Source organism: Stenotrophomonas sp. (assembly GCF_032099025.1).
Classification (GTDB): domain Bacteria; phylum Pseudomonadota; class Gammaproteobacteria; order Xanthomonadales; family Xanthomonadaceae; genus Stenotrophomonas.
Genome location: NZ_DAMCID010000015.1, coordinates 32444 through 52004 on the forward strand (window position 1 = coordinate 32444; position 19561 = coordinate 52004).

Genomic DNA, 19561 nt, shown 5'->3' on the forward strand with positions numbered 1-19561 from the left:
CGGTCCATTACCGTCTAGAGGTACAAGGAAATGAACCTACGTGATCTGAAATATCTGGTGGCGCTGGCCGACCATCGACACTTTGGTCGGGCTGCTGCTTCCTGCTTCGTCAGCCAACCCACGCTGTCGACCCAGATCCGCAAGCTCGAGGATGAGCTGGGCCTGCCGTTGGTCGAGCGCGCACCGCGCAAGGTCATGCTCACCCCGGCAGGCGTGGAGGCGGCCGCTCGCGCCCGCTCCATCGTGGCCGAAGTGGAACAGATGAAGGAAGCTGCACGGCGCAGCCGCGACCCGGAAGCGGGCACGGTACGGCTGGGCATCTTCCCCACCCTCGGCCCGTACCTGTTGCCGCACGTGATCCCCAACATCCGGGGGCGGTTCCCGAACCTGGAACTGCTGCTGGTGGAAGAAAAGAGCGACGAGCTGCTGACCCGGCTCCGCGAGGGTCGGCTCGACGCGGCCCTGCTGGCGCTGCCGCTGGACGATGACCAGCTGCATGCGGAGTTCCTGTTCGAAGAGCCCTTCCTGCTGGCCGTTTCTGGCCAACACCCGCTGGCGCGTCGCCACCACCTGGACGTGCAGGAGCTGTCGTCGCAGAAGCTGCTGCTGCTCGAGGACGGCCACTGCCTGCGCGACCAGGCACTGGCGGTCTGCCGGCTGTTCGGCGCGAACGAGAAGTCCGAGTTCCGGGCCACCAGCCTGGAGACGCTGCGACAGATGGTCGCGGCCGATGTCGGCATCACCCTGCTGCCGACGCTGTCGGTAAAGCCGCCGGTACCGCGTTCGGAGAACATCCGCCTGCTCGACTTCAAGGGCGATGACCGCCCCAGCCGGCGCATCGCGATGGCCTGGCGGCGCAGTTCGGCCATGACCGGGTTCCTGGAACAGCTGGCGGAGCAGTTCAAGAAGTTGCCGCAGGGCCTGTTCTCGCTGGACAGCAGCGATACCGCGCTGGCGCCCCCGCGGGCGCGGCCGAGGGCCTGACCGCCAACGCTGAACCGGCTGTATCAAGGCGACCCGGCGACGGGTCGCATCCGTTCACGATAGGCAGCACAATAGAACGAGGCGGTGCCAGCAGGCGCCGCCTTTTGCATGGGTCTTCCACACACGTAAGGAGCTTCATATGTCCACTTCCAGCGGACTACCCCCATCCATCACTGTTTCCAGCCGCGACATGGACCGTCTGGACGCCATGCTGGAATCGCCCGCCAACGGCCAGAGTCCGGCCGGCCAGGCGCTGGCCCAGGAACTCAACCGTGCGACCGTCGTGGCGCCGGAAGAGATGCCTGAGGGCATCGTCATGATGCATTCGCGCGTGGAGTGCGAAGATGAGCTGCACGGCGACAAGCACGTGCTGACGCTGGTCTATCCGCGCGAAGCCGATGTCGACCAGGGCAAGGTGTCGATCCTTGCGCCGGTAGGCACCGCCTTGCTGGGCCTGGCCGTCGGCCAGTCGATGGACTGGGATGCGCCGGGTGGCCGCAAGTTGCGCCTGCGGGTCACGGCCGTCCACAACCCCACCCCGAATTGACCGTCCCTGCCGCGCATCGCGCAGGGCCCACGTTCCGCTCCAGGAGTCGCAATGAGCACCGCATCGCCGTCCAAACTCACCCAGCTGCGTGATCTCTCCGTTGTCGTTGCCGATACGGGCGACTATGAGGCGATCAAGCGCTTGAAGCCGGTCGACTGCACGACCAACCCGACGCTGGTGAAGAAGGCGTTGGACCTGCCGGTATACGCGGACCTGATCGAACGCGCGCTGGCCTGGGGCCGGGAACAGCAGGGTGAGCGCGAGACGATCGTGCACGCCGTGGCCGACCGTCTGACGGTGGGTGTGGGCACGCTGCTGAGCTCGCTGGTGCCGGGCCGCGTATCCACCGAGGTGGATGCGGACCAGGCCCACGATACGGCTGCCACGGTGGCCAAGGCGCGGCAGTTCATCGCGATGTACGAGGCGGCCGGCGTACCGCGCAGCAAGGTGCTGATCAAGATCGCGGCGACCTGGGAGGGCGTGGACGCAGCGCGCCAGCTGCAGGCCGAAGGCATCGACTGCAATCTGACGCTGATCTTCAACCCAACCCAGGCACTGGCCTGCAGCGAGGCCGGCGCGTTCCTGATCTCGCCGTTCGTGGGCCGCATCCTGGACTGGTACGTGGCCAATGGCCAGGCACCGGCGGACATCGATGCGGACCCGGGCGTGGTGTTCGTGCGCGGCGTGTACGCCGAGTTCAAGCGTCGCGGTTCGCCGACGGTGGTGATGGGCGCCTCGTTCCGTTCGACGGCACAGATCGAAGCGCTGGCCGGTTGCGACCGCCTGACGATCTCGCCGGACCTGCTGGAAAAGCTGGACGCCGACCACGGCGAGCTGCCGCGCAAGCTGGTGGCCGGTGCAGCCGAATCGATCGCGGTCACGCCGATCAACGCCGCGCAATTCGCCGCCGACCTGGCCGCCGATCCGATGGCCACCGAGAAGCTGGCCGCCGGCATCGACGCCTTCGCCAAGGACCTGGAAGCCCTGCGCCAGACGATCCGCGAGCGGCTGTAAGCACTGGTTGTTTGACGATGTAAAAGCGGGACGGATGCTGAGATCGCATCCGTCCCGTTTTTTTAGGGTTTCCGCGAACGGCTGGCATTTCAGTTCATCCGAGCAGGGCGGCCGTCGGCCAGCCCCAGATGGTGAGTCGCGCCCGGATGCAACAGGCAGCCACGCAGGGCGTGGCTCTACGCGGAATGGACCTGGGGGCGGTAGCGTCGATTCCCGAACGGCGGCACGGAACGCCACCGCGCCCGGTAACGCATGAAAATCATCGGCACCGCGGTTGAACTTCCGTGGCTACCTACGCACCCGCCGGCCCAACTCAGACCATGCAATGGACAGCGGCTGTTCGCCCAGATGCATGCAGCTGCCGTGCGACAGCCCGGCAGCCCGGCAGCCCGTCAGCCCGTCAGCCCGTCAGCCCGTCAGCCCGTCAGCCCGTCAGCCGCAGAATCATCTGCAATCCGGAGCTGTCAAGCCCCAACGCCGATTGGGCAACTAACCCCGGTCCCACCAATCCCGCAATAGCCATTCGGATTCTTGGCCAGATACTGCTGGTGGTAATCCTCGGCGTAGTAATACTCCGGGGCCGGGAACACGATCTCGGTGGTGATCTCACCCAGGCCGGCCTCGGTCAGGCGCTGCTGGTAGACATCACGGCTGGCCAGGGCGGCATCGAACTGGGCCTGGCTGGTGGCGTGGATCGCCGAGCGGTACTGGGTGCCGGTGTCGTTGCCCTGGCGCATGCCCTGGGTGGGATTGTGGTTTTCCCAGAACACCTGCAGCAGCGCGTCCTGGCTGATGATGGCGGGGTCGAACACCACGTCCACGATTTCGGTGTGCCCGGTCAGACCGGAGCAGACCTCTTCATAGGTCGGGTTCGCGGTCACCCCGCCGGCGTAGCCGACCGAGGTGGAGTAGACCCCTGGCAGCGTCCAGAACATGCGCTCGGCGCCCCAGAAACACCCCATCGCGAAGCGGATGCGCTGCAGGCCCGCGAAACCGTCCTTGAGCGGGTGGCTGTTGACGTAGTGCTGGTTGTGCAGCGGCAGCGCGTGCTCACGGCCCGGCAGCGCCTCTTCCGGCCGTGGCAGGCGCTGCTTGAACGCACCGATGCCCAACAGGCCCTTGGCAATTCCCAACATGGCGGTCTCCTAGGCCGGCAACAGGCCGGCGCTTTCGTCACCATCGAATATGGGGTCGTCCAGCGGCCCGCCCAAGTCCAGCCCGGCCACGATCTGCTCCGCCTCCGGCCGCGCCAGATCAGGAACGCAGACCCGCAGCACCCCGAACAGCGGCAGCTCGCCCATGCCGCCCAGCAGCGACTCACCGAACACGAACGCCGGGATCCCCGCCGCCTCCAGCGCATGCTTGACCAGATGGGCGTCGAACAGGTTGTCGGCCTGGTAGATCACGTGCATGGGCGGGGCTCCGGAAGGGGGACAGGGCCAGCATACGCCGGAGACCGTGTAGTGACGGCCGCTGGCCGGCGCCAGGCGGCACCGGAAATTCGCGTAGTGCCGGCCGCTGGCCGGCTCCAGGCGGCACCGGAAATTCGCTGTCTAACGCGTCCCGGAGGGACGCGTTAGACTGGCGATCTTTCTGCCTTCTGCCTGCGCATCATGTCCGAGCCTATTGCCGCCCCTACCGACGCCCTTCCGGAAACCCTCGAAAAGCGGGATTTCATCCGTCAGATCGTCCGCGAGGACCTGGCCGCCGGCAAGCATTCCGCGATCAAGACGCGCTTCCCGCCGGAACCCAACGGCTACCTGCACATCGGCCATGCCAAGTCGATCTGCCTGAACTTCGGCATCGCCGGCGAGTTCAGCGGCGTGTGCAACCTGCGCTTCGATGACACCAACCCGGCCAAGGAAGATCCCGAGTACGTGGCCGCGATCCAGGACGACGTGCGCTGGCTCGGTTTTGAATGGAACGAGCTGCGCCACGCCTCGGATTACTTCGACGCCTATTATCTCGCCGCCGAGAAGCTGATCCGCGACGGCAAAGCCTATGTCTGCGACCTCTCGGCCGAGGAAGTGCGCGCCTACCGCGGCACCCTGACCGAACCCGGCCGTCCGTCGCCGTGGCGCGAACGCAGCGTTGAAGAAAACCTGGACCTGTTCGCGCGCATGCGCGCCGGCGAATTCCCGGACGGCGCACGCACCGTACGCGCCAAGATCGACATGGCCAGCGGCAACATCAACCTGCGCGATCCGGCGCTGTATCGCATCAAGCATGTCGAGCACCAGAACACCGGCAATGCCTGGCCGATCTACCCGATGTACGACTTCGCCCATGCCTTGGGTGATTCCATCGAAGGCATCACCCACTCGCTGTGTACGCTGGAGTTCGAAGACCACCGCCCGCTGTACGACTGGTGCGTGGACAACGTCGATTTCGCCCACAACGATGCGCTGACCCAGCCGCTGGTGGATCGCGGCCTGCCGCGTGAGGCCGCCAAGCCGCGCCAGATCGAATTCTCGCGCCTCAACATCAACTACACCGTGATGAGCAAGCGCAAGCTGATGGCGCTGGTCACCGAACAGCTGGTCGACGGCTGGGAAGATCCCCGCATGCCGACCCTGCAGGGCCTGCGCCGCCGCGGCTACACCCCGGCGGCAATGCGCCTGTTCGCCGAACGCGTGGGCATCAGCAAGCAGAACTCCATGATCGACTTCAGCGTGCTGGAAGGCGCGCTGCGCGAAGACCTCGACAGCGCCGCCGCGCGCCGCATGGCGGTGGTCGATCCGGTCAAGCTGGTGCTGACCAACCTGCCCGACGGCCACGAAGAGACCCTGACCTTCTCCAATCACCCCAAGGACGAAGCATTCGGCACCCGCGAGGTTCCGTTCGCACGCGAACTGTGGATCGAGCGCGAGGACTTTGCCGAGGTTCCGCCCAAGGGCTGGAAGCGCCTGGTGCCGGGCGGCGAAGTGCGCCTGCGCGGCGCCGGCATCATCCGCTGCGATGAGGTGATCAAGGACGACGCCGGCACCATCACCGAGCTGCGCGGCTGGCTGGATCCCGAATCGCGCCCGGGCATGGAAGGCGCCAACCGCAAGGTCAAGGGCACCATCCACTGGGTCAGCGCCGCGCATGCCGTGCCGGCCGAGATCCGCCTGTACGACCGCCTGTTCTCGGTGCCCAACCCGGACGACGAATCCGAGGGCAAGACCTACCGCGATTACCTCAACCCGGACTCGCGTCGCACCGTGACCGGCTACATCGAACCGGCCGCGGCCACCGCCGCACCGGAGCAGTCGTTCCAGTTCGAGCGCACCGGCTACTTCGTCGCCGACCGCCGTGACCACACCGCCGCCGCGCCGGTGTTCAACCGCAGCGTCACCCTGCGCGATACCTGGTCGGCGTAAGCCGCCCGGGCCGGCGTGCTGCGCCGGCCCTGCCATCTCCACCGCGCCGATCCTGCCCAGGCAGGGTTGGCCGGGCGCGCCTGCGTGCCAGCGTTCAGCGCGGACACGGCGGCGCCACGCCCGGCCCGATACACTGCGCCCGCCCCACCCGAATACCCATAGGCCCCATTCCGATGCTGTACGCGCAAGTCCACCTCACCCTGCCCGCCTGGATCCACGACCAGATCGACCTGGGCCGTGCCTATCCCGGTGACGCCGACAAGGTCGCGCTGGCGATCGAGCTGTCGCGCCTTAATGTCGAGGCACAGACCGGCGGCCCGTTCGGCGCGGTGGTGTTCGGCCCGGACGACCGCGTCATCGCCGCGGGCGTGAACCGCGTGGTGCCACACAGCACCTCGCTCGCCCATGCCGAGAACATGGCCTACATGCTGGCCCAGCAGCGCCTGCAGACGCCGCGCCTGAACGATGTGCTGGCCCCGATCACCCTGGCCACCTCCTCGCAGCCGTGCTGCCAGTGCTATGGCGCCACCATCTGGGCCGGCATCGACCGGCTGCTGATCGGCGCCAGCGCGCAGGATGTCGAAGAACTCACTCCGTTCGACGAAGGCCCCCTGCCGGCCGACTGGATCGGTGAACTCAACACGCGTGGCATCGAGGTCGTGCGCGACATCGAGCGCGATGCAGCGCGCGCGGTACTGCGCCAGTACGGAGAGACCAACGGTGCGCATTACTGATCTCCACGCCACGGGCGTGCGCCGATGAGCGGGCTGCTGTGCCTGTGCCGGCAGGGATTCGAACCAGAACTGGCCGGTGAGCTCAGCGAGCGCGCCGCCTACGCGAACATCGCCGGCTATGCGCGTACGCAGCGCAACGATGGCTACGTGCTGTTTGCCACCGAAGAAGGCGCCGCGCTGTCCAAGGCCCTGCCGTGGCGCTCGCTGATCTTCGCCCGGCAGAAGCTGGTGGTGCTGGCCGAGCTGCGCGAACTGGATCCCACCGACCGGATCACCCCGATCCTGGCGGCTCTGGAGGGCCAGCAGCGCTTCGGCGACATGTGGGTGGAACATCCCGATTCGGACGAAGGCAAGCCGCTGGCCGGCCTGGCCCGCGCGTTCGGCAATGCGCTGCGCCCGGCGCTGCGCAAGGCCGGCCTGCTCACAGACAAGCCCAATACCAGCCTGCCGCGCCTGCACGTGGTATTCGTGGATGGCCGCCACGCCTTTGTCTGCGTGGCTGACACCCGCGACAGCGCGCCGTGGGCCCTGGGCATTCCGCGCCTGAAGCTGCTGACCGAAGCGCCGTCACGCTCGGCGCTCAAGCTGGACGAGGCGCTGTTGACCCTGATGAGCCCGGAAGAACGCGAGCAGCTGGTCAAACCCGGCATGCGCGCGGCCGACCTGGGCGCGGCGCCCGGCGGCTGGACCTGGGTGCTCACCCGCCAGCACATGCACGTGATCAGCGTGGACAACGGCCCGCTGCGCGAGCACGTGCTGGAGACCGGCCTGGTGGAACACCTGCGTGCGGACGGCTTCCACTGGCAACCGGAAACACCACTCGACTGGATGGTCTGCGACATGGTCGAGCAGCCGCGCCGCGTGGCCGAACGCATGGCCACCTGGTTCCGCGAGGGCTGGTGCCGGCATGCGATCTTCAACCTCAAACTGCCCATGAAGAAGCGCTGGGACGAAACCCGCCTGTGCCTGGAACTGTTCGAAGCGCAGGCGGGCAAACCGCTCAACCTGCGCGCCAAACAGCTCTACCACGACCGCGAAGAGATCACGGTGCTGGCGTGGAGGGGACGGTGAGGCGCCTGCGGGCGCTGATCCTGCTTGCACTGCTGCCGCTGTCTGCGGCAGCCCAGGTGCGCACGCCCGCGCCGGCGATCAGCGAACCGCTGCGGGACGTCCCGGCCAGCGTACGCACCCAGCCGCTGTCCAGTGGCGAGGTCACCCATGCAGTCACCCTGCCACCGATTGCCGGCGAAGCCACGGTGACGGTGCGGTCTGTTCGCCCGGACAGCGTCGTCGGCCAGTACCGCTTCGCCTTCGAAACGCTGGACCTGGACGGGGATGGCTTCATCAGCCGCGATGAGGCACAGGCCAAACCGGCCCTGGCCGACGAATTCACGTCGCTCGACACCCTGCACCGCGGCCGGCTGGACCGCGCTCAGCTGCGCGGCTGGCTGCTGCCCTGAGCCGCGACTAGTCCGGGAAGCGCTGCAGGCGGACCGTCAGCGCCAGTGCCTCCTGCAACACCTGCCGCGCCGCATCGGTCTGCGCGGCGCCCAACTGGCGCCGCAGGTCTGGCTCCAACTGTCCGACGTGCATCAATTGGGTCTCGAAGAACTCCGGTGTCAGCGGGGTTGCATTCGTTCTGCGTTCGTCGACAACACGCTGCAGCTCGGTGCCGGCGTCGAGTGCGGGCCGGCTTGTGTAGCCGACGCCGTGCTCGTGGCCCTTGTTGGTGATCAACAGCACCAGGTCGCCCAGTTTTTTCACCGCCTCGTCAGGGCTCGCCGCCATGGCCTTTGCGGCTTGGGGGTGAGTGTCCGTGCGCACCTTCTGCCAAAGCGCGCTGAAAGGATTGATGGAGAGGCTCATGGAACTCCGACAGGTCCTGGAAGACGGAATGCGCCGCCGATCCATCCGATCCACATCGACGACGCGAACTCAGTCTGCCGGTTGCATAGGCGCTGCCACTTTCAGGTTTCGATCACTGTGGGCGAATTGCGACATCGGCGTGCGCACTACCGCACGCCAGAATCCGGCTCACTTCTTCAACAGACGCTTTGCATCGCGTGACTGGGCGACGAGTTCGGCCAGGTCCCTGCAGCGCTGGTGCGACGTACTGCCTTGCTGGCCACGCTCCCGGCGCGCCGCGCTGAGCTGTGCCTTCAGTTCGCCCTGGATACCGCGCATCTGCTGCGCGGCATCGTCGCGCACGGCCTTTGGCAATGCCGGCGAACCGTTCTGCTGTGCGGCCGCCGCCTTGGCAACGAAGGCCTGGAGCGCGATCTCCCGCTTGAGCATCGGGGTGGAACGGTACGTATTCTTCACCTCGGTCAGCAGCCCGTTGACCGCCCGGAGCTGGTCAGCGGAGCGATCCTTCGGCTGCGCGGTGCGCGTGGGCCCCCAGTTCATCAGCTTGTGGAAGAGTTGCTGTGCGGATGGGTGGGTCTTCATGGATATTCCAGATCGCTGGCGGGGCTGCTAGCCCGGGAAGCATCCCCCAGCTGGCCCAACACCGCTTCCATGTTTCCATCACCCGGCGCGCGGACGCGCCTACAGCCCCGCCGCGCGTTTCCACAACGCCGACACCAGCGGCGGCCACTTGCCGACGCAGCCGAGCGCGCGCCCGCGGGCAAGGGTCACGTGCATCTCGTCGTTGGAGAACACCGTGTTGATTGCGTCAAAGCCGTACGCGGACACCGTATTGTCGCTGCGGCGCTCGCGCGCCCAGCGCTGCAGTTTGTCCGGCGACGCCCAGTCCTGGCGACGCTGCTGCGCGCGCAGCACCAGCGCATGCAGCGCGGCCACATCACGCAGGCCCAGGTTCACGCCCTGTCCGGCCAGCGGATGGACCACGTGGGCTGCATCGCCCAGCGTCAGCACCCGGCCCGCCACGTACTCCGTGGCGAGCTGGCGCCGCAGCGGAAACGCGGCCCGCACCGAGGCCAGCCGCATGGCGCCCAGTCGCGCACCGAACGCGCGGGTCAGCTCCTGCCCGAACGCCGCCTCGTCCAGGGCGAGCACACGTTCGGCGTCGGCGTCGGGCAGCGTCCATACGATCGAACTGCGCCGGGTGCCGGTCGGCAGGACCGCCAGCGGACCGGTCACCAGGAAGCGCTGCCAGGCGGTCGCTTGATTGTCGTGCTCGGTGTCGACGTAGGCCACCACGCCACGTTGCCCATAGTCCTGCCGGGTGACCTCCAGCCCGGCCAGCCGGCGCAGGGTGGATTCGGCGCCGTCGGCGGCGATCGCCAGCGCCGACTCCAGCCGACGGCCATCGTCCAGGCGCAGGCGCACTCCATCGGCGTCCTGCTCCAACGCCTCCACCCGGGCCGGGCAGCAGATCTGCACCCCCGCTGCCGGCAACGCCGCCCACAGGCGATCGACCAGCAGGTCGTTCTCGATGATCCAGCCCAGTTGTTCGCGGCCGAGCGTGTCGGCATCGAAGCGCAGCTCCTCACCACCGGCAGCGTCCCAGACGCGCATGCGCCGGTAAGCGCAGGCGCGTGCCGCCAGTACCGATGGCCACACCCCCAGGGTGCGCAGCAGCTGCGCGTTGTCGGGAGCGAAGGCATAGACGCGCAGGTCCGGTTGCTGCGGCTGCCACGCCGGTGGCTCGCGGCCCTCGACCAGGGTCACCTCCAGCCCGGCGTCGGCCAGGGCCAGCGCACAGGCGGCCCCCACCACGCCCCCGCCCACCACGGTCACATCGCGCGCGCGGCGGTTCATGCGCCCGCTCCACGGCACAGTGCGGGAACCTCACCGCGGAAGCCCATTGCGCCGCCCACCAGCATCGACTGCATCGGCGTGGCCTGCGCGGCAAGCAGGCCGAGACTGCGCAGCGGACGCAGCAGCGGCGCCGGGTTGCTGGTCACGCGGGCCAGCCCGCCGGAGAACGCGATGGTCTGGCGGCGATCCTCTTCGCGGCGCGCGACGTGCGCCTGCAGCAGCGCGTCGCTGCCGGCGTCGCCGGCCTCGGCGACCAGCTCGGCCAGCGTCAGCGCATCGCGCAGGCCCAGGTTGAAGCCCTGCGCGCCCAGCGGATGGATGGTCTGCGCGGCATTGCCGAGCAGCACGCTGCGCTCGCCGGTCAGCGCGCGGGCCAGCACCTGGATCAGCGGGTAGGCGCTGCGCGGGCCGCTCTCGAGCAGGCGACCGGCACGCCAGCCGATCGCGCCCTGCAGCCGCTGCAACCAGGCCGCGTCATCCAGCGCCAGCACCGCATCGGCCTGGTCGCGTGCAACGCCGTGCACGGCACCGTAGTGGCGGTCGCCGCGCGGCAGCAGCGCCGTCGGCCCGGTATCGGTGAAGCGCTCGTAGGCGGTGCCATCCGGCGCGCGCGCCGCACGCACCCGCGCTACGAACAGGGTCTGCTGGAAATCGTGTTCGTCCACCCCGATGCCGAGCGCCTCGCGCACCGCGCTGCGGGTGCCGTCGGCGCCCACCACCAGCCGCGCCAGCAGGCAGCGTTCACCGCCCTCATCGGTGATGAACACCTGGCGATGGCCATCCACCGTCGCCCCCAGCCGCACGAAGCGGGCCGGCCGATACCGGGTCAGGTGCGGCAGCGACTGCAGCCGGGTCTCCAGTGCCTGGCCGACATCGCGCGCCACCACCACCTGCCCGAACCAGGGCCGCTGGTACTGCGCGGCGTCCATCTGCACCCGGCCGAAATCACCCGCCCGGCTCACATGGATGCGTGTGATCGGCCCCACCGCCGATCCCAGCAGCGGCATCACCCCCAGCGCCGTCAGCGCGTTGACCGTGGCGGCGGCAAAACTGAGGTTGCGCTGGTCGAATACAGGCGGCAGCACCCCGGCCGGCGCGGCCTCGACCAGCCCGACCGTGCGTCCGGCCCGGTCCAGCGCGATGGCCAGGCTGGCACCCACCAGCCCCCCGCCCACGATCACTACGTCATGACGTTCACTCATGCCGCCCATGATAGTGCGTGCGACCTGCCGGGAGATGAGCGCCGGGACGCCCGGCACCGCCCCGGCGCCACAGGCGCTAGAATGAATGCTGGACTCCCATCGCCGCTGCCATGACCACCCACGCCCAACGCGCCTTCGTCCTGTCCGTGCTCGTGCTGCTCATGGCGGCCAGCCGGGTCAATCACTTCGCGGCGATCCCCGATGCATCGTGGGCCGTGTTCTTCATCGGTGGCTTCTACCTGCGCAGCTGGACGCGCTGGGCCTTCCCGTTGCTGATGGTGCTGGCGATCGTGATCGACGTGCTGGTGATCCGCGCCAGCGGCATCGGCTACTGGCAGCATTACTGCGTTTCGCCGGGCACCGCCCTGCTGGTGCCGGCCTACTTCGCCATGTGGGCGGGGGGTGCGGTGCTGCGCCAGGGGTATCGCGGCGCCAGCTGGGCGGCACTGGGCAAGGCGGCGGCATTGCTGATCGCGGCCGTGGCGGTCTGCCACCTGTTCGCGCAGAGTGGCTTCTACTGGACCAGCGACGTGGTCGCCGCGCCGACGCCGGGGGGCTGGCTGAAGAACTATGCAGACTGGTTCCTGCCCTACCTGCGCACGGCCTCGATCTATGTCGGCTTGGCGGCCGCGCTGCAGCTGACCACCGAACAGGTGACCAAGCTGCTGCAGGCCCGCCGCGACGCCCTGCACTGAGCTGCGCCAGCATGGGCAACCGGCTGTCGCGCATCTATACACGCACCGGCGACGACGGCACCACCGGTCTGGGCGACGGCAGCCGCGTGCCGAAGGACGCGCTGCGGGTCAACGCCTTCGGCACCGTCGATGAGGCCAACTCGGCACTGGGCGTGCTGCTGGCCGTGGCCCTGCCCGACGACGTGCGGGCGCTGCTCACCACCGTGCAGCACCAGTTGTTCGACCTTGGCGGCGAGCTGTGCATCCCGGGCCACGCCGCCATCCAGGCCGCCGACGTGGCGGCACTGGAACGCCAGCTGGACCAGTACAACGCCGACCTGCCCGACCTGAAGGAATTCATCCTGCCGGCCGGCGGCGAAGCGGCCGCACGCTGCCATCTGGCGCGCACCATCGTGCGCCGGGCCGAGCGCGAGACCGTCAGCCTGGCCCGCCACGAGCCGGTTCGCGCCGAGGCGCTGCACTACCTCAACCGCCTCTCCGACCTGCTGTTCGTGCTGGCGCGGGTGCTGGCCCGTGCCGACGGCCACGGCGAAGTGCTCTGGCAGCACACGCGCCGCCACGGCTGAGCCGCCCACCGGAACCCTGTCCGCATGCTGGTTTTCACCCATCCTGCCTGTCTGCAACACGATCCCGGCCGCGGCCATCCCGAATGCCCGCAGCGCCTGCAGGTGGTGCTTGATGCCCTGCAGGCGGCCTACCCGGACCGGCTGGACTGGCGCCAGGCCCCGCCGGCCAAGTTCGGTGAGCTGGCGCGGGTGCACGACAGCGAACTGATCGACCTGGTGCTCAAGCCGCAGACCGCGCCGCTGCGCCTGATCGACATGGACACGATGACCTCGCCCGGCTCGGCCAACGCGGCCCTGCACGCCGCCGGCGCCGGCGTGGCCGCCGTGGATGCGGTGATGCTGGGCGACGACCCCGTGGCGTTCTGCGCGGTCCGCCCGCCGGGCCACCACGCCACCGCCAGCACCGCGATGGGCTTCTGCCTCTTCAACAACATCGCCATCGCCGCCGCCTATGCACGTGACCGCTACGGCCTGGAGCGCATCGCGGTGGTCGACTTCGACGTGCACCACGGCAACGGCACCCAGGACATCTTCGTTGCCGACCCGCGGGTGGCCTACTACAGCACCCACCAGGCCGGGCTGTTCCCCAATTCGGGGCTGCGCCGCGACCGTGGCGCGGGCAACCTGCTCAACATCCTGCTGCCCCCGGGCAGCGGCAGCTTCCGCTTCCGCAATACCTGGGCCGACGAGATGCTGCCGGCGATCGATGATTTCCGGCCGCAGCTGCTGCTGATCTCGGCCGGCTTCGACGCCCACCTGCGCGATCCCCAGGCCGACCTGATGCTGGAGACCGACGATTTCGCCTGGATCACCGCCGAGCTGCGGGGCCTGGCCCGGCGCCATGGCGGTGGCCGCGTGGTGTCCATGCTGGAGGGCGGATACGACCTGCAGGCCTTGGCCGAATGCTCGGTCGCCCACGTCGGGGCGATGCTGTGATGGGTGCCGGCCAACGGCCGGCGCTACCGCGCTCCGGATGAACCTGAACCCCGCCCCGCGAAAGGCCTTCATTGCCCCTATGCAAGGGATGGGGCAAGCTACGATCCGTTTTCGCCCGAATCCGAAGCCCGCGTGCGCCGAGCCCTCCGCCTGCTACCCCTCCCCCTGAGCATCGCCATCTGCCTGCCGGCCATGGCCGACGACAAACCGGTGAACTGGGGCCTGTGCCCGGTAACCGATGTCCTGCCCGTGTTCGATGATGCCCCCGTGGCGGACAAGGCCGCGGCCGAAACCCGCGACCAGCAACCTACCGATATCGAAGGCGACACGCTGTTCGGTACCAGTACGGTGCCGCAGTACCAGGGCAACGTGGCGCTCAAGCGCGGCGACCAGTTCCTGGGCACCGACCACCTGAGCTTCGACACCGAGAGCGGCAATTACATTGCCGAAGGCAACGTGCGGTACCAGGACTCCTCGATCCGGATGGTCGCCAAGCGCGCCGAGGGCAACCAGGAGTCGGACACCCACAAGATCAGCGACATCAAGTACCAGCTGGTGTCCCGGCGTGGCAACGGCGGTGCCGAATCCATCGACCTGCAGGGTGCGGTGGGCCAGATGCACCGCTCCACCTACACCACCTGCGATCCGTCGCAGCCGATCTGGAAGCTGTCGGCCCCGCAGATCGACGTGGACAATGACGAAGGCTTCGGTACCGCACGCAACGCGGTACTGCGCATCGGCAAGGTGCCGGTGCTGTGGGCGCCGTACTTCAAGTTCCCCATCGACGACCGTCGCCAGACGGGCCTGCTGTACCCGGAGCTGGGCCTGTCCGGGCGCAACGGCTTCGACTACGCGCAGCCGATCTACTTCAACCTGGCGCCGAACTACGACGACACGCTGACGCCGCGCTATATGAGCAAGCGCGGCTTCATGCTCGACAACGAATTCCGCTACCTGTACGACGGCGGCCGTGGCGAGCTGCGGACCGCTTACCTGCCCAACGACAAGCTGCGCGACAAAGACCGTGGCCAGGTGCAGTACGAGGGGTACCACAACCTCAACCCCAACTGGCAGGCGCGCGCCAACATCGGCTGGGTGAGCGACGAACGCTATACCGAAGACTTCTCCAGCAAGCTGCTCGGTGTGACCACTTCCAGCATCCAGAGCCAGGTCGGCATCTACGGGACCGGTGAAAACTGGACCGGCGGGCTGATGGCCGACTACTGGCAGCTCACCGACTACACCCTGACCGAATCCTCGCTGCCCTATGCGCGCCAGCCGCGCGCGTTCTTCAATTGGGACAAGCCGCTGTTGCCGTGGCTGGAAGTGGGCGTGTATGCCGAAGCGGTGCACTTCACCCATGACGACGTCAACCAGAAAGTCGTGGACGCCGATGGCGAATACGTCCGCAATGGCGTGGTGACGCCGTATTACAACGGCTCGCGCCTGGACGTGAAGCCGTATGTCACCCTGCCCTTCGCCGGCGCATCCTGGTACGTCACCCCGACCCTGGCTTACCGCTACACCGGTTACGAGCTGGACCGCGGGCTGGCCGACCAGACCCGGCTGCAGGCACTGAACGACGCGGGCATCACCAACCCGACCCCCGACCAGCTGCGTGGCAACACCTCGCCGCACCGCAGCGTGCCCATCGCCAGCCTCGACGCGGGCATGTTCTTCGATCGCGAGACCGAGATCGGCGGCACCTCGTACCTGCACACGCTGGAACCGCGCCTGTTCTACCTGCGGACGCCGTACCGCGACCAGAGCGAGCTGCCGATCTTCGACACCCGCGACTTCACCTTCAGCTGGGGCCAGCTGTTCCGCGATTCGCGCTATACCGGTGCGGACCGCCAGAACGATGCCAACCAGCTGACCATGGCGGTGAGCACCCGCTTCATCAACCAGGAAACCGGACGCGAGCGCTTCTCCGGCAGCATCGGCCAGATCCTGTACTTCGACGATTCGCGGGTGACGTTGCCCGGCACCGCCTCGCAGGTGGAACAGGGCAAGTCGGCCTGGATCGCCGACGCGAACTACGCCATCAACGACCGCTGGAACCTGGGCGCCACCTACCAGTGGGACCCCAAGTACAAGCGGGAGGACCTGGCCAGCGTGCGTGCGCGCTACCTGATGTCCAACGACGGCATCGTCAACCTGACCTACCGCTACCGCATCAATGCGGCCGCCTCGAGCACCGCGACCAAGGAAGAGCGCACCCTGCTGGAACAGGCGGACCTGTCCTTCCTGTACCCGATCAACGAGCGCTGGAGCGTGGTGGGCCGTTACTACTACTCCATCGCCGACAAGGCGCCGCTGGAAATCATCGGCGGCGTGCAGTGGGACAGCTGCTGCCTGGCCGTGCGCGCCCTGGCCCGCCGCTACGTGCGCAACCGCGAGGGTGAGCTCAACAATTCCTTCCAGATCGAGTTCGTGCTCAAGGGCCTGAGCTCCATCGGCCAGAACACGGACCGCACTTTGCGCCGTGCTATTCTCGGCTACTACCGAGACGACCTCTATCTCGTGCCGCCCAGCAACACGGGCGCCCCCACGCGCGACGACTACGATCCGAACCTGATCCCATGACCAAGACTCTTCCTGTCCTCCTTGCTTCCCTGCTCGCGGTCACCACGGTGTCCGCCCCGTTGCAGGTGCTGGCCCAGCAGTCCCAGTCGCTGGACCGCATTGCCGCCATCGTCGACGAAGACGTGGTGCTGCAGAGCGAGCTGGACCGCGCCATCCAGAACATCAAGGCCCAGTACGCCGGCCGCGAGGCCCAGTTGCCGCCGGATGACGTGCTCAGCCGGCAGGTGCTTGAACGCCTGGTGCTGGTCAAGCTGCAGGTGACGCGTGCCGAAGGCAGCGGCATCAAGGTCAGCGATCAGGAATTGAACCAGGCCCTGAACGCCATTGCCCAGCAGAACGGCTCGAACCTGGACGCGCTGCGCCAGCGTCTGGCCGCCGACGGCGTGGATTTCAACGACTTCCGCAGCTCGGTTCGCGACGAAATCACCGTGCAGCGCCTGCGCCAGAGCTTCGCGCAGAGCCGCATCAGCGTCAGCGAAGGTGAAGTGGATGCCGCGCTGAAGCAGGAAGCGACCGTGGGTACCCAGTACCACCTGGCGCACATCCTGATCGCGCTGCCCGAAGGCGCCACGGCCGAGCAGATCAGCACCGGCCAGAAGAAGGCGGACGGCGTGAAGGCGCTGCTGGACAAGGGCGAGCTGGACTTCAATGCCGCCGCCGTGCGCTATTCCGACAGCCCCAACGCACTGGAAGGTGGCGACCTCGGCTGGCGCACGCAGGATGAGATCCCCAATGCGTTCGCGCAGATGATGGCTCAGATGAACGCCGGCGACGTGGTCGGCCCGCTGCGTGGCCCGAGCGGCTTCCAGTTGCTCAAGCTGGTGGAAAAGCGCGACGCCAGCGCCGCCGCCGGCGGCCAGACCATCACCGAGTTCCACGGCCGCCATATCCTGATCCGTGTCACCGACCAGCAGGACAACGCGGCGGCCAAGGCCAAGATCGACACCCTGCGCGCGCGCATTGCCGGTGGCGCCGATTTCGAGGCCGTGGCCAAGGAATCGTCGGAAGACACCAACAGCAAGGGCCAGGGCGGTGACCTCGGCTGGTTCCCGGCGGACGCATTTGGTCCGGACTTCGGCAAGCAGGTGTCCGGCCTCACCGATGGCGGCGTCAGCCCGCCGTTCCGCACCGACGCCGGCTGGCACATCGTGCAGCGCGTGGCGACCCGCCAGACCGATGCGGGCACCGACAACAAGCGCTCCCAGATCCGCGAGACCATTGGCCGTCGCAAGCTGGAAGAAGAGTACAACCGTTACCTGCAGGAACTGCGTGGCGAAGCCTACGTTGACCTGCGCAGCGGTGATCGCGCCCAGGCCACCCCGGCCCTGGCGCCGGCCAAGCCCTGAGGTTGGCCAGATGATCCCGCAGCTCGCTCTGGTACCGGGCGAGCCCGCTGGGATCGGCCCGGAACTCTGCCTTCGCCTGATCCAGCAGCCGCGCACTGATTGCCGGCTGCTGGCATTCGCCGACCCGGATACGCTGCGCGCCGCTGCCACCGCGCTGTCGCTGCCGCTCGCACTGTTGCCTGAAGATGCCATCGCCCGCCGGCCGGGCGATCTGCCGTTGCGCGAGGTGCGCAATGCGGTCCCGTCGCGCTTTGGCCAGGCCGATCCGGCCAACGCCAGCGCGGTGATCGGCGCCCTGCTGCAGGCCGGTCAGGCCTGCCTGTCCGGCGCACTGGACGGGGTGGTCACCGGGCCGGTGCACAAGGCGGTGATCAACCAGGGCGGCATTGCGTACAGCGGCACCACCGAACTGCTGGCCGACCAGGCCGGGGTCGAGGTGGTGATGATGCTGGCCAACGACATCGTCCGGGTGGCCCTGGCCACCACCCACCTGCCCCTGCGCGCGGTGGCCGATGCGATCACGGCCGACGGCCTCGGCCGCACACTGCGCGTCGTGCACGACGCGATGCACCGCCAGTTCGGCATCGCCGCGCCGCGCATCGCCGTACTGGGACTGAACCCCCATGCCGGCGAAGACGGCCACCTGGGTCGCGAAGAACTGGACCTGATCATCCCGCTGCTGGAGCGCCTGCGCGCCGCCGGCATGGACCTGGTCGGGCCGCTTCCGGCCGATACCGCCTTCCTGCCGGCCAGACTGGCCGGGTTCGACGCGGTACTGGCCATGTACCACGACCAGGGCCTGCCGGTGCTGAAGTACAGCGGTTTCGAGCAGGCGGTCAACATCACGCTGGGCCTGCCCTACCCCCGGGTGGCGGTTGACCACGGCACCGCGCTGGACCTGGCCGGGCGTGGCCTGGCCGATCCCTCCAGTCTCCTCGCTGCCACCGGGCTGTGTGCCCGGCTGGCGCGGCAACGTAAGATGGCGCCATGACTTCCCCGTATTCCCCCTCTGCCGCCGGATTCACCGCGCCGGCCAAAAAGCAGCTCGGCCAGCACTTCCTGGCCGATCGCAGCTATATCGACAAGATCGTGCTGGCAGTCAACCCGAAGGACGACGACCGCCTGGTCGAGATCGGCCCGGGCCAGGGCGCCATCACCCTGCCGCTGCTGCGCCGCCATCCGCACCTGACCGTGATCGAGTTCGATCGTGACCTGATCGCACCGCTGACGGCCGCCGCCGCACCACTGGGCGAGCTGACCATCGTGCACCGCGACGTGCTGCAGGTGAACTTCACCGAGCTGGCCGGCGACGGCCAGATCCGCCTGGTCGGCAACCTGCCCTACAACATCTCCTCGCCGATCCTGTTCCATGCCATGGAGCACGCCGCGGTCATCCGCGACATGCACTTCATGCTGCAGAAGGAGGTCGTCGACCGCATGGCGGCCGAACCTGGCAGCAAGGTATATGGCCGCCTGAGCGTGATGCTGCAGGCGTGGTGCAAGGTCACCTCGCTGTTCGTGGTGCCGCCGGGCGCGTTCCGGCCGCCGCCCAAGGTGGACTCCGCCGTGGTGCGACTGGTGCCGCGCGACCCGGCCACGGTCGACATCCATGATCGCAAGCGCTTTGCCGACGTGGTCCGCGCCGCTTTCGGGCAACGTCGCAAGACGCTGCGCAATGCCCTCAACGGCGTGATCAGCGCCGAGCAGTTCGAGGCCGCCGGGGTGCGCAGCGATGCACGCGCCGAGCAGCTGGACGTCGCGCAGTTCATTGCCCTGGCCAACGTACCGGTTGCGCCGGTCGAGTAGCGCCGCCAACGTGGCATGTCCCACCGGCGCTCACCTCAAACTGCACAACACCCTCTAAAC

Annotated in this window: 20 protein-coding genes; 14 read left to right on the forward strand and 6 right to left on the reverse strand. The window is 68.1% G+C overall.

Features of this window, described 5'->3' with window-relative positions; genetic code table 11:
* Positions 1–30 precede the first annotated feature (30 nt).
* The 3 genes from oxyR (at position 31) to RT456_RS12090 (ending at position 2545) form a co-directional block, all read left to right on the forward strand.
* Positions 31–984, forward strand: a complete 954-nt coding sequence (gene oxyR, locus RT456_RS12080; protein WP_313346897.1) for a DNA-binding transcriptional regulator OxyR — start codon at positions 31–33, stop codon at positions 982–984.
* Positions 985–1123: 139 nt separating this feature from the next.
* Positions 1124–1531 carry a nucleoside diphosphate kinase regulator gene (gene rnk, locus RT456_RS12085; protein WP_313346899.1) on the forward strand — a complete coding sequence of 136 codons (408 nt, stop codon included), beginning with the start codon at positions 1124–1126 and terminating at the stop codon, positions 1529–1531.
* 51 nt (positions 1532–1582) lie between these two features.
* Entirely contained in the window at positions 1583–2545 is a 963-nt protein-coding gene (locus RT456_RS12090; protein ID WP_313346901.1) for a transaldolase, read from the forward strand.
* A gap of 464 nt (positions 2546–3009) precedes the next feature.
* On the opposite strand, the gene msrA is transcribed toward RT456_RS12090, so the two are convergent.
* Positions 3010–3660 carry a peptide-methionine (S)-S-oxide reductase MsrA gene (gene msrA, locus RT456_RS12095; protein WP_313347068.1) on the reverse strand — a complete coding sequence of 217 codons (651 nt, stop codon included), beginning with the start codon at positions 3658–3660 and terminating at the stop codon, positions 3010–3012.
* A 30-nt stretch (positions 3661–3690) separates the two neighbouring features.
* Positions 3691–3957 carry a DUF2007 domain-containing protein gene (locus tag RT456_RS12100; protein ID WP_313346903.1) on the reverse strand — a complete coding sequence of 89 codons (267 nt, stop codon included), beginning with the start codon at positions 3955–3957 and terminating at the stop codon, positions 3691–3693.
* Between the two features lie 201 nt (positions 3958–4158).
* Between RT456_RS12100 and RT456_RS12105 the strand changes: the two genes are divergently transcribed.
* From RT456_RS12105 to RT456_RS12120, 4 genes are all read left to right on the forward strand, one after another.
* Positions 4159–5907, forward strand: a complete 1749-nt coding sequence (locus RT456_RS12105; RefSeq protein ID WP_313346906.1) for a glutamine--tRNA ligase/YqeY domain fusion protein — start codon at positions 4159–4161, stop codon at positions 5905–5907.
* Positions 5908–6080: 173 nt separating this feature from the next.
* On the forward strand, positions 6081–6641 hold the full coding sequence (locus RT456_RS12110) for a nucleoside deaminase (protein ID WP_313346908.1): 561 nt from the start codon (positions 6081–6083) through the stop codon (positions 6639–6641).
* Positions 6642–6665: 24 nt separating this feature from the next.
* Positions 6666–7712, forward strand: coding sequence for a 23S rRNA (cytidine(2498)-2'-O)-methyltransferase RlmM (rlmM, locus tag RT456_RS12115; RefSeq protein ID WP_313346911.1), 1047 nt, complete (start codon positions 6666–6668; stop codon positions 7710–7712).
* A 5-nt stretch (positions 7713–7717) separates the two neighbouring features.
* Positions 7718–8101, forward strand: coding sequence for an EF-hand domain-containing protein (locus tag RT456_RS12120; protein ID WP_313347070.1), 384 nt, complete (start codon positions 7718–7720; stop codon positions 8099–8101).
* 7 nt (positions 8102–8108) lie between these two features.
* Here RT456_RS12120 and RT456_RS12125 read toward each other — a convergent pair whose 3' ends face one another.
* From RT456_RS12125 to ubiH, 4 genes are all read right to left on the reverse strand, one after another.
* Positions 8109–8507: a hypothetical protein gene (locus RT456_RS12125; protein ID WP_313346914.1), complete on the reverse strand. Its 399-nt coding sequence runs from the start codon at positions 8505–8507 to the stop codon at positions 8109–8111.
* Positions 8508–8675: 168 nt separating this feature from the next.
* Positions 8676–9089, reverse strand: coding sequence for a hypothetical protein (locus tag RT456_RS12130; RefSeq protein ID WP_313346916.1), 414 nt, complete (start codon positions 9087–9089; stop codon positions 8676–8678).
* A 99-nt stretch (positions 9090–9188) separates the two neighbouring features.
* The gene (locus RT456_RS12135; RefSeq protein ID WP_313346918.1) at positions 9189–10364 is read right to left on the reverse strand and encodes a UbiH/UbiF family hydroxylase; all 1176 of its coding nucleotides are present in this window, start codon (positions 10362–10364) and stop codon (positions 9189–9191) included.
* Positions 10361–11566: a 2-octaprenyl-6-methoxyphenyl hydroxylase gene (ubiH, locus tag RT456_RS12140; RefSeq protein WP_313346922.1), complete on the reverse strand. Its 1206-nt coding sequence runs from the start codon at positions 11564–11566 to the stop codon at positions 10361–10363. Before ubiH ends, RT456_RS12135 begins: the two co-directional genes overlap by 4 nt.
* 110 nt (positions 11567–11676) lie before the next feature.
* Between ubiH and RT456_RS12145 the strand changes: the two genes are divergently transcribed.
* The 7 genes from RT456_RS12145 (at position 11677) to rsmA (ending at position 19501) form a co-directional block, all read left to right on the forward strand.
* Positions 11677–12261 (forward strand): hypothetical protein, encoded by a 585-nt coding sequence (locus RT456_RS12145; RefSeq protein WP_313346925.1) that lies wholly within the window; start codon positions 11677–11679, stop codon positions 12259–12261.
* Between the two features lie 11 nt (positions 12262–12272).
* Positions 12273–12827 carry a cob(I)yrinic acid a,c-diamide adenosyltransferase gene (locus RT456_RS12150; RefSeq protein WP_313346928.1) on the forward strand — a complete coding sequence of 185 codons (555 nt, stop codon included), beginning with the start codon at positions 12273–12275 and terminating at the stop codon, positions 12825–12827.
* 24 nt (positions 12828–12851) lie between these two features.
* Positions 12852–13763 carry a histone deacetylase family protein gene (locus RT456_RS12155; protein WP_313346931.1) on the forward strand — a complete coding sequence of 304 codons (912 nt, stop codon included), beginning with the start codon at positions 12852–12854 and terminating at the stop codon, positions 13761–13763.
* 132 nt (positions 13764–13895) lie between these two features.
* Positions 13896–16349, forward strand: a complete 2454-nt coding sequence (gene lptD, locus RT456_RS12160) for an LPS-assembly protein LptD (protein WP_313346934.1) — start codon at positions 13896–13898, stop codon at positions 16347–16349.
* On the forward strand, positions 16346–17695 hold the full coding sequence (locus tag RT456_RS12165; RefSeq protein ID WP_313346937.1) for a peptidylprolyl isomerase: 1350 nt from the start codon (positions 16346–16348) through the stop codon (positions 17693–17695). The genes lptD and RT456_RS12165 overlap by 4 nt, the downstream gene beginning before the upstream one ends.
* 10 nt (positions 17696–17705) lie before the next feature.
* On the forward strand, positions 17706–18686 hold the full coding sequence (gene pdxA, locus RT456_RS12170) for a 4-hydroxythreonine-4-phosphate dehydrogenase PdxA (protein WP_313346940.1): 981 nt from the start codon (positions 17706–17708) through the stop codon (positions 18684–18686).
* Positions 18683–19501, forward strand: coding sequence for a 16S rRNA (adenine(1518)-N(6)/adenine(1519)-N(6))-dimethyltransferase RsmA (gene rsmA, locus RT456_RS12175; RefSeq protein ID WP_313346942.1), 819 nt, complete (start codon positions 18683–18685; stop codon positions 19499–19501). The genes pdxA and rsmA overlap by 4 nt, the downstream gene beginning before the upstream one ends.
* Positions 19502–19561: the final 60 nt, after the last annotated feature.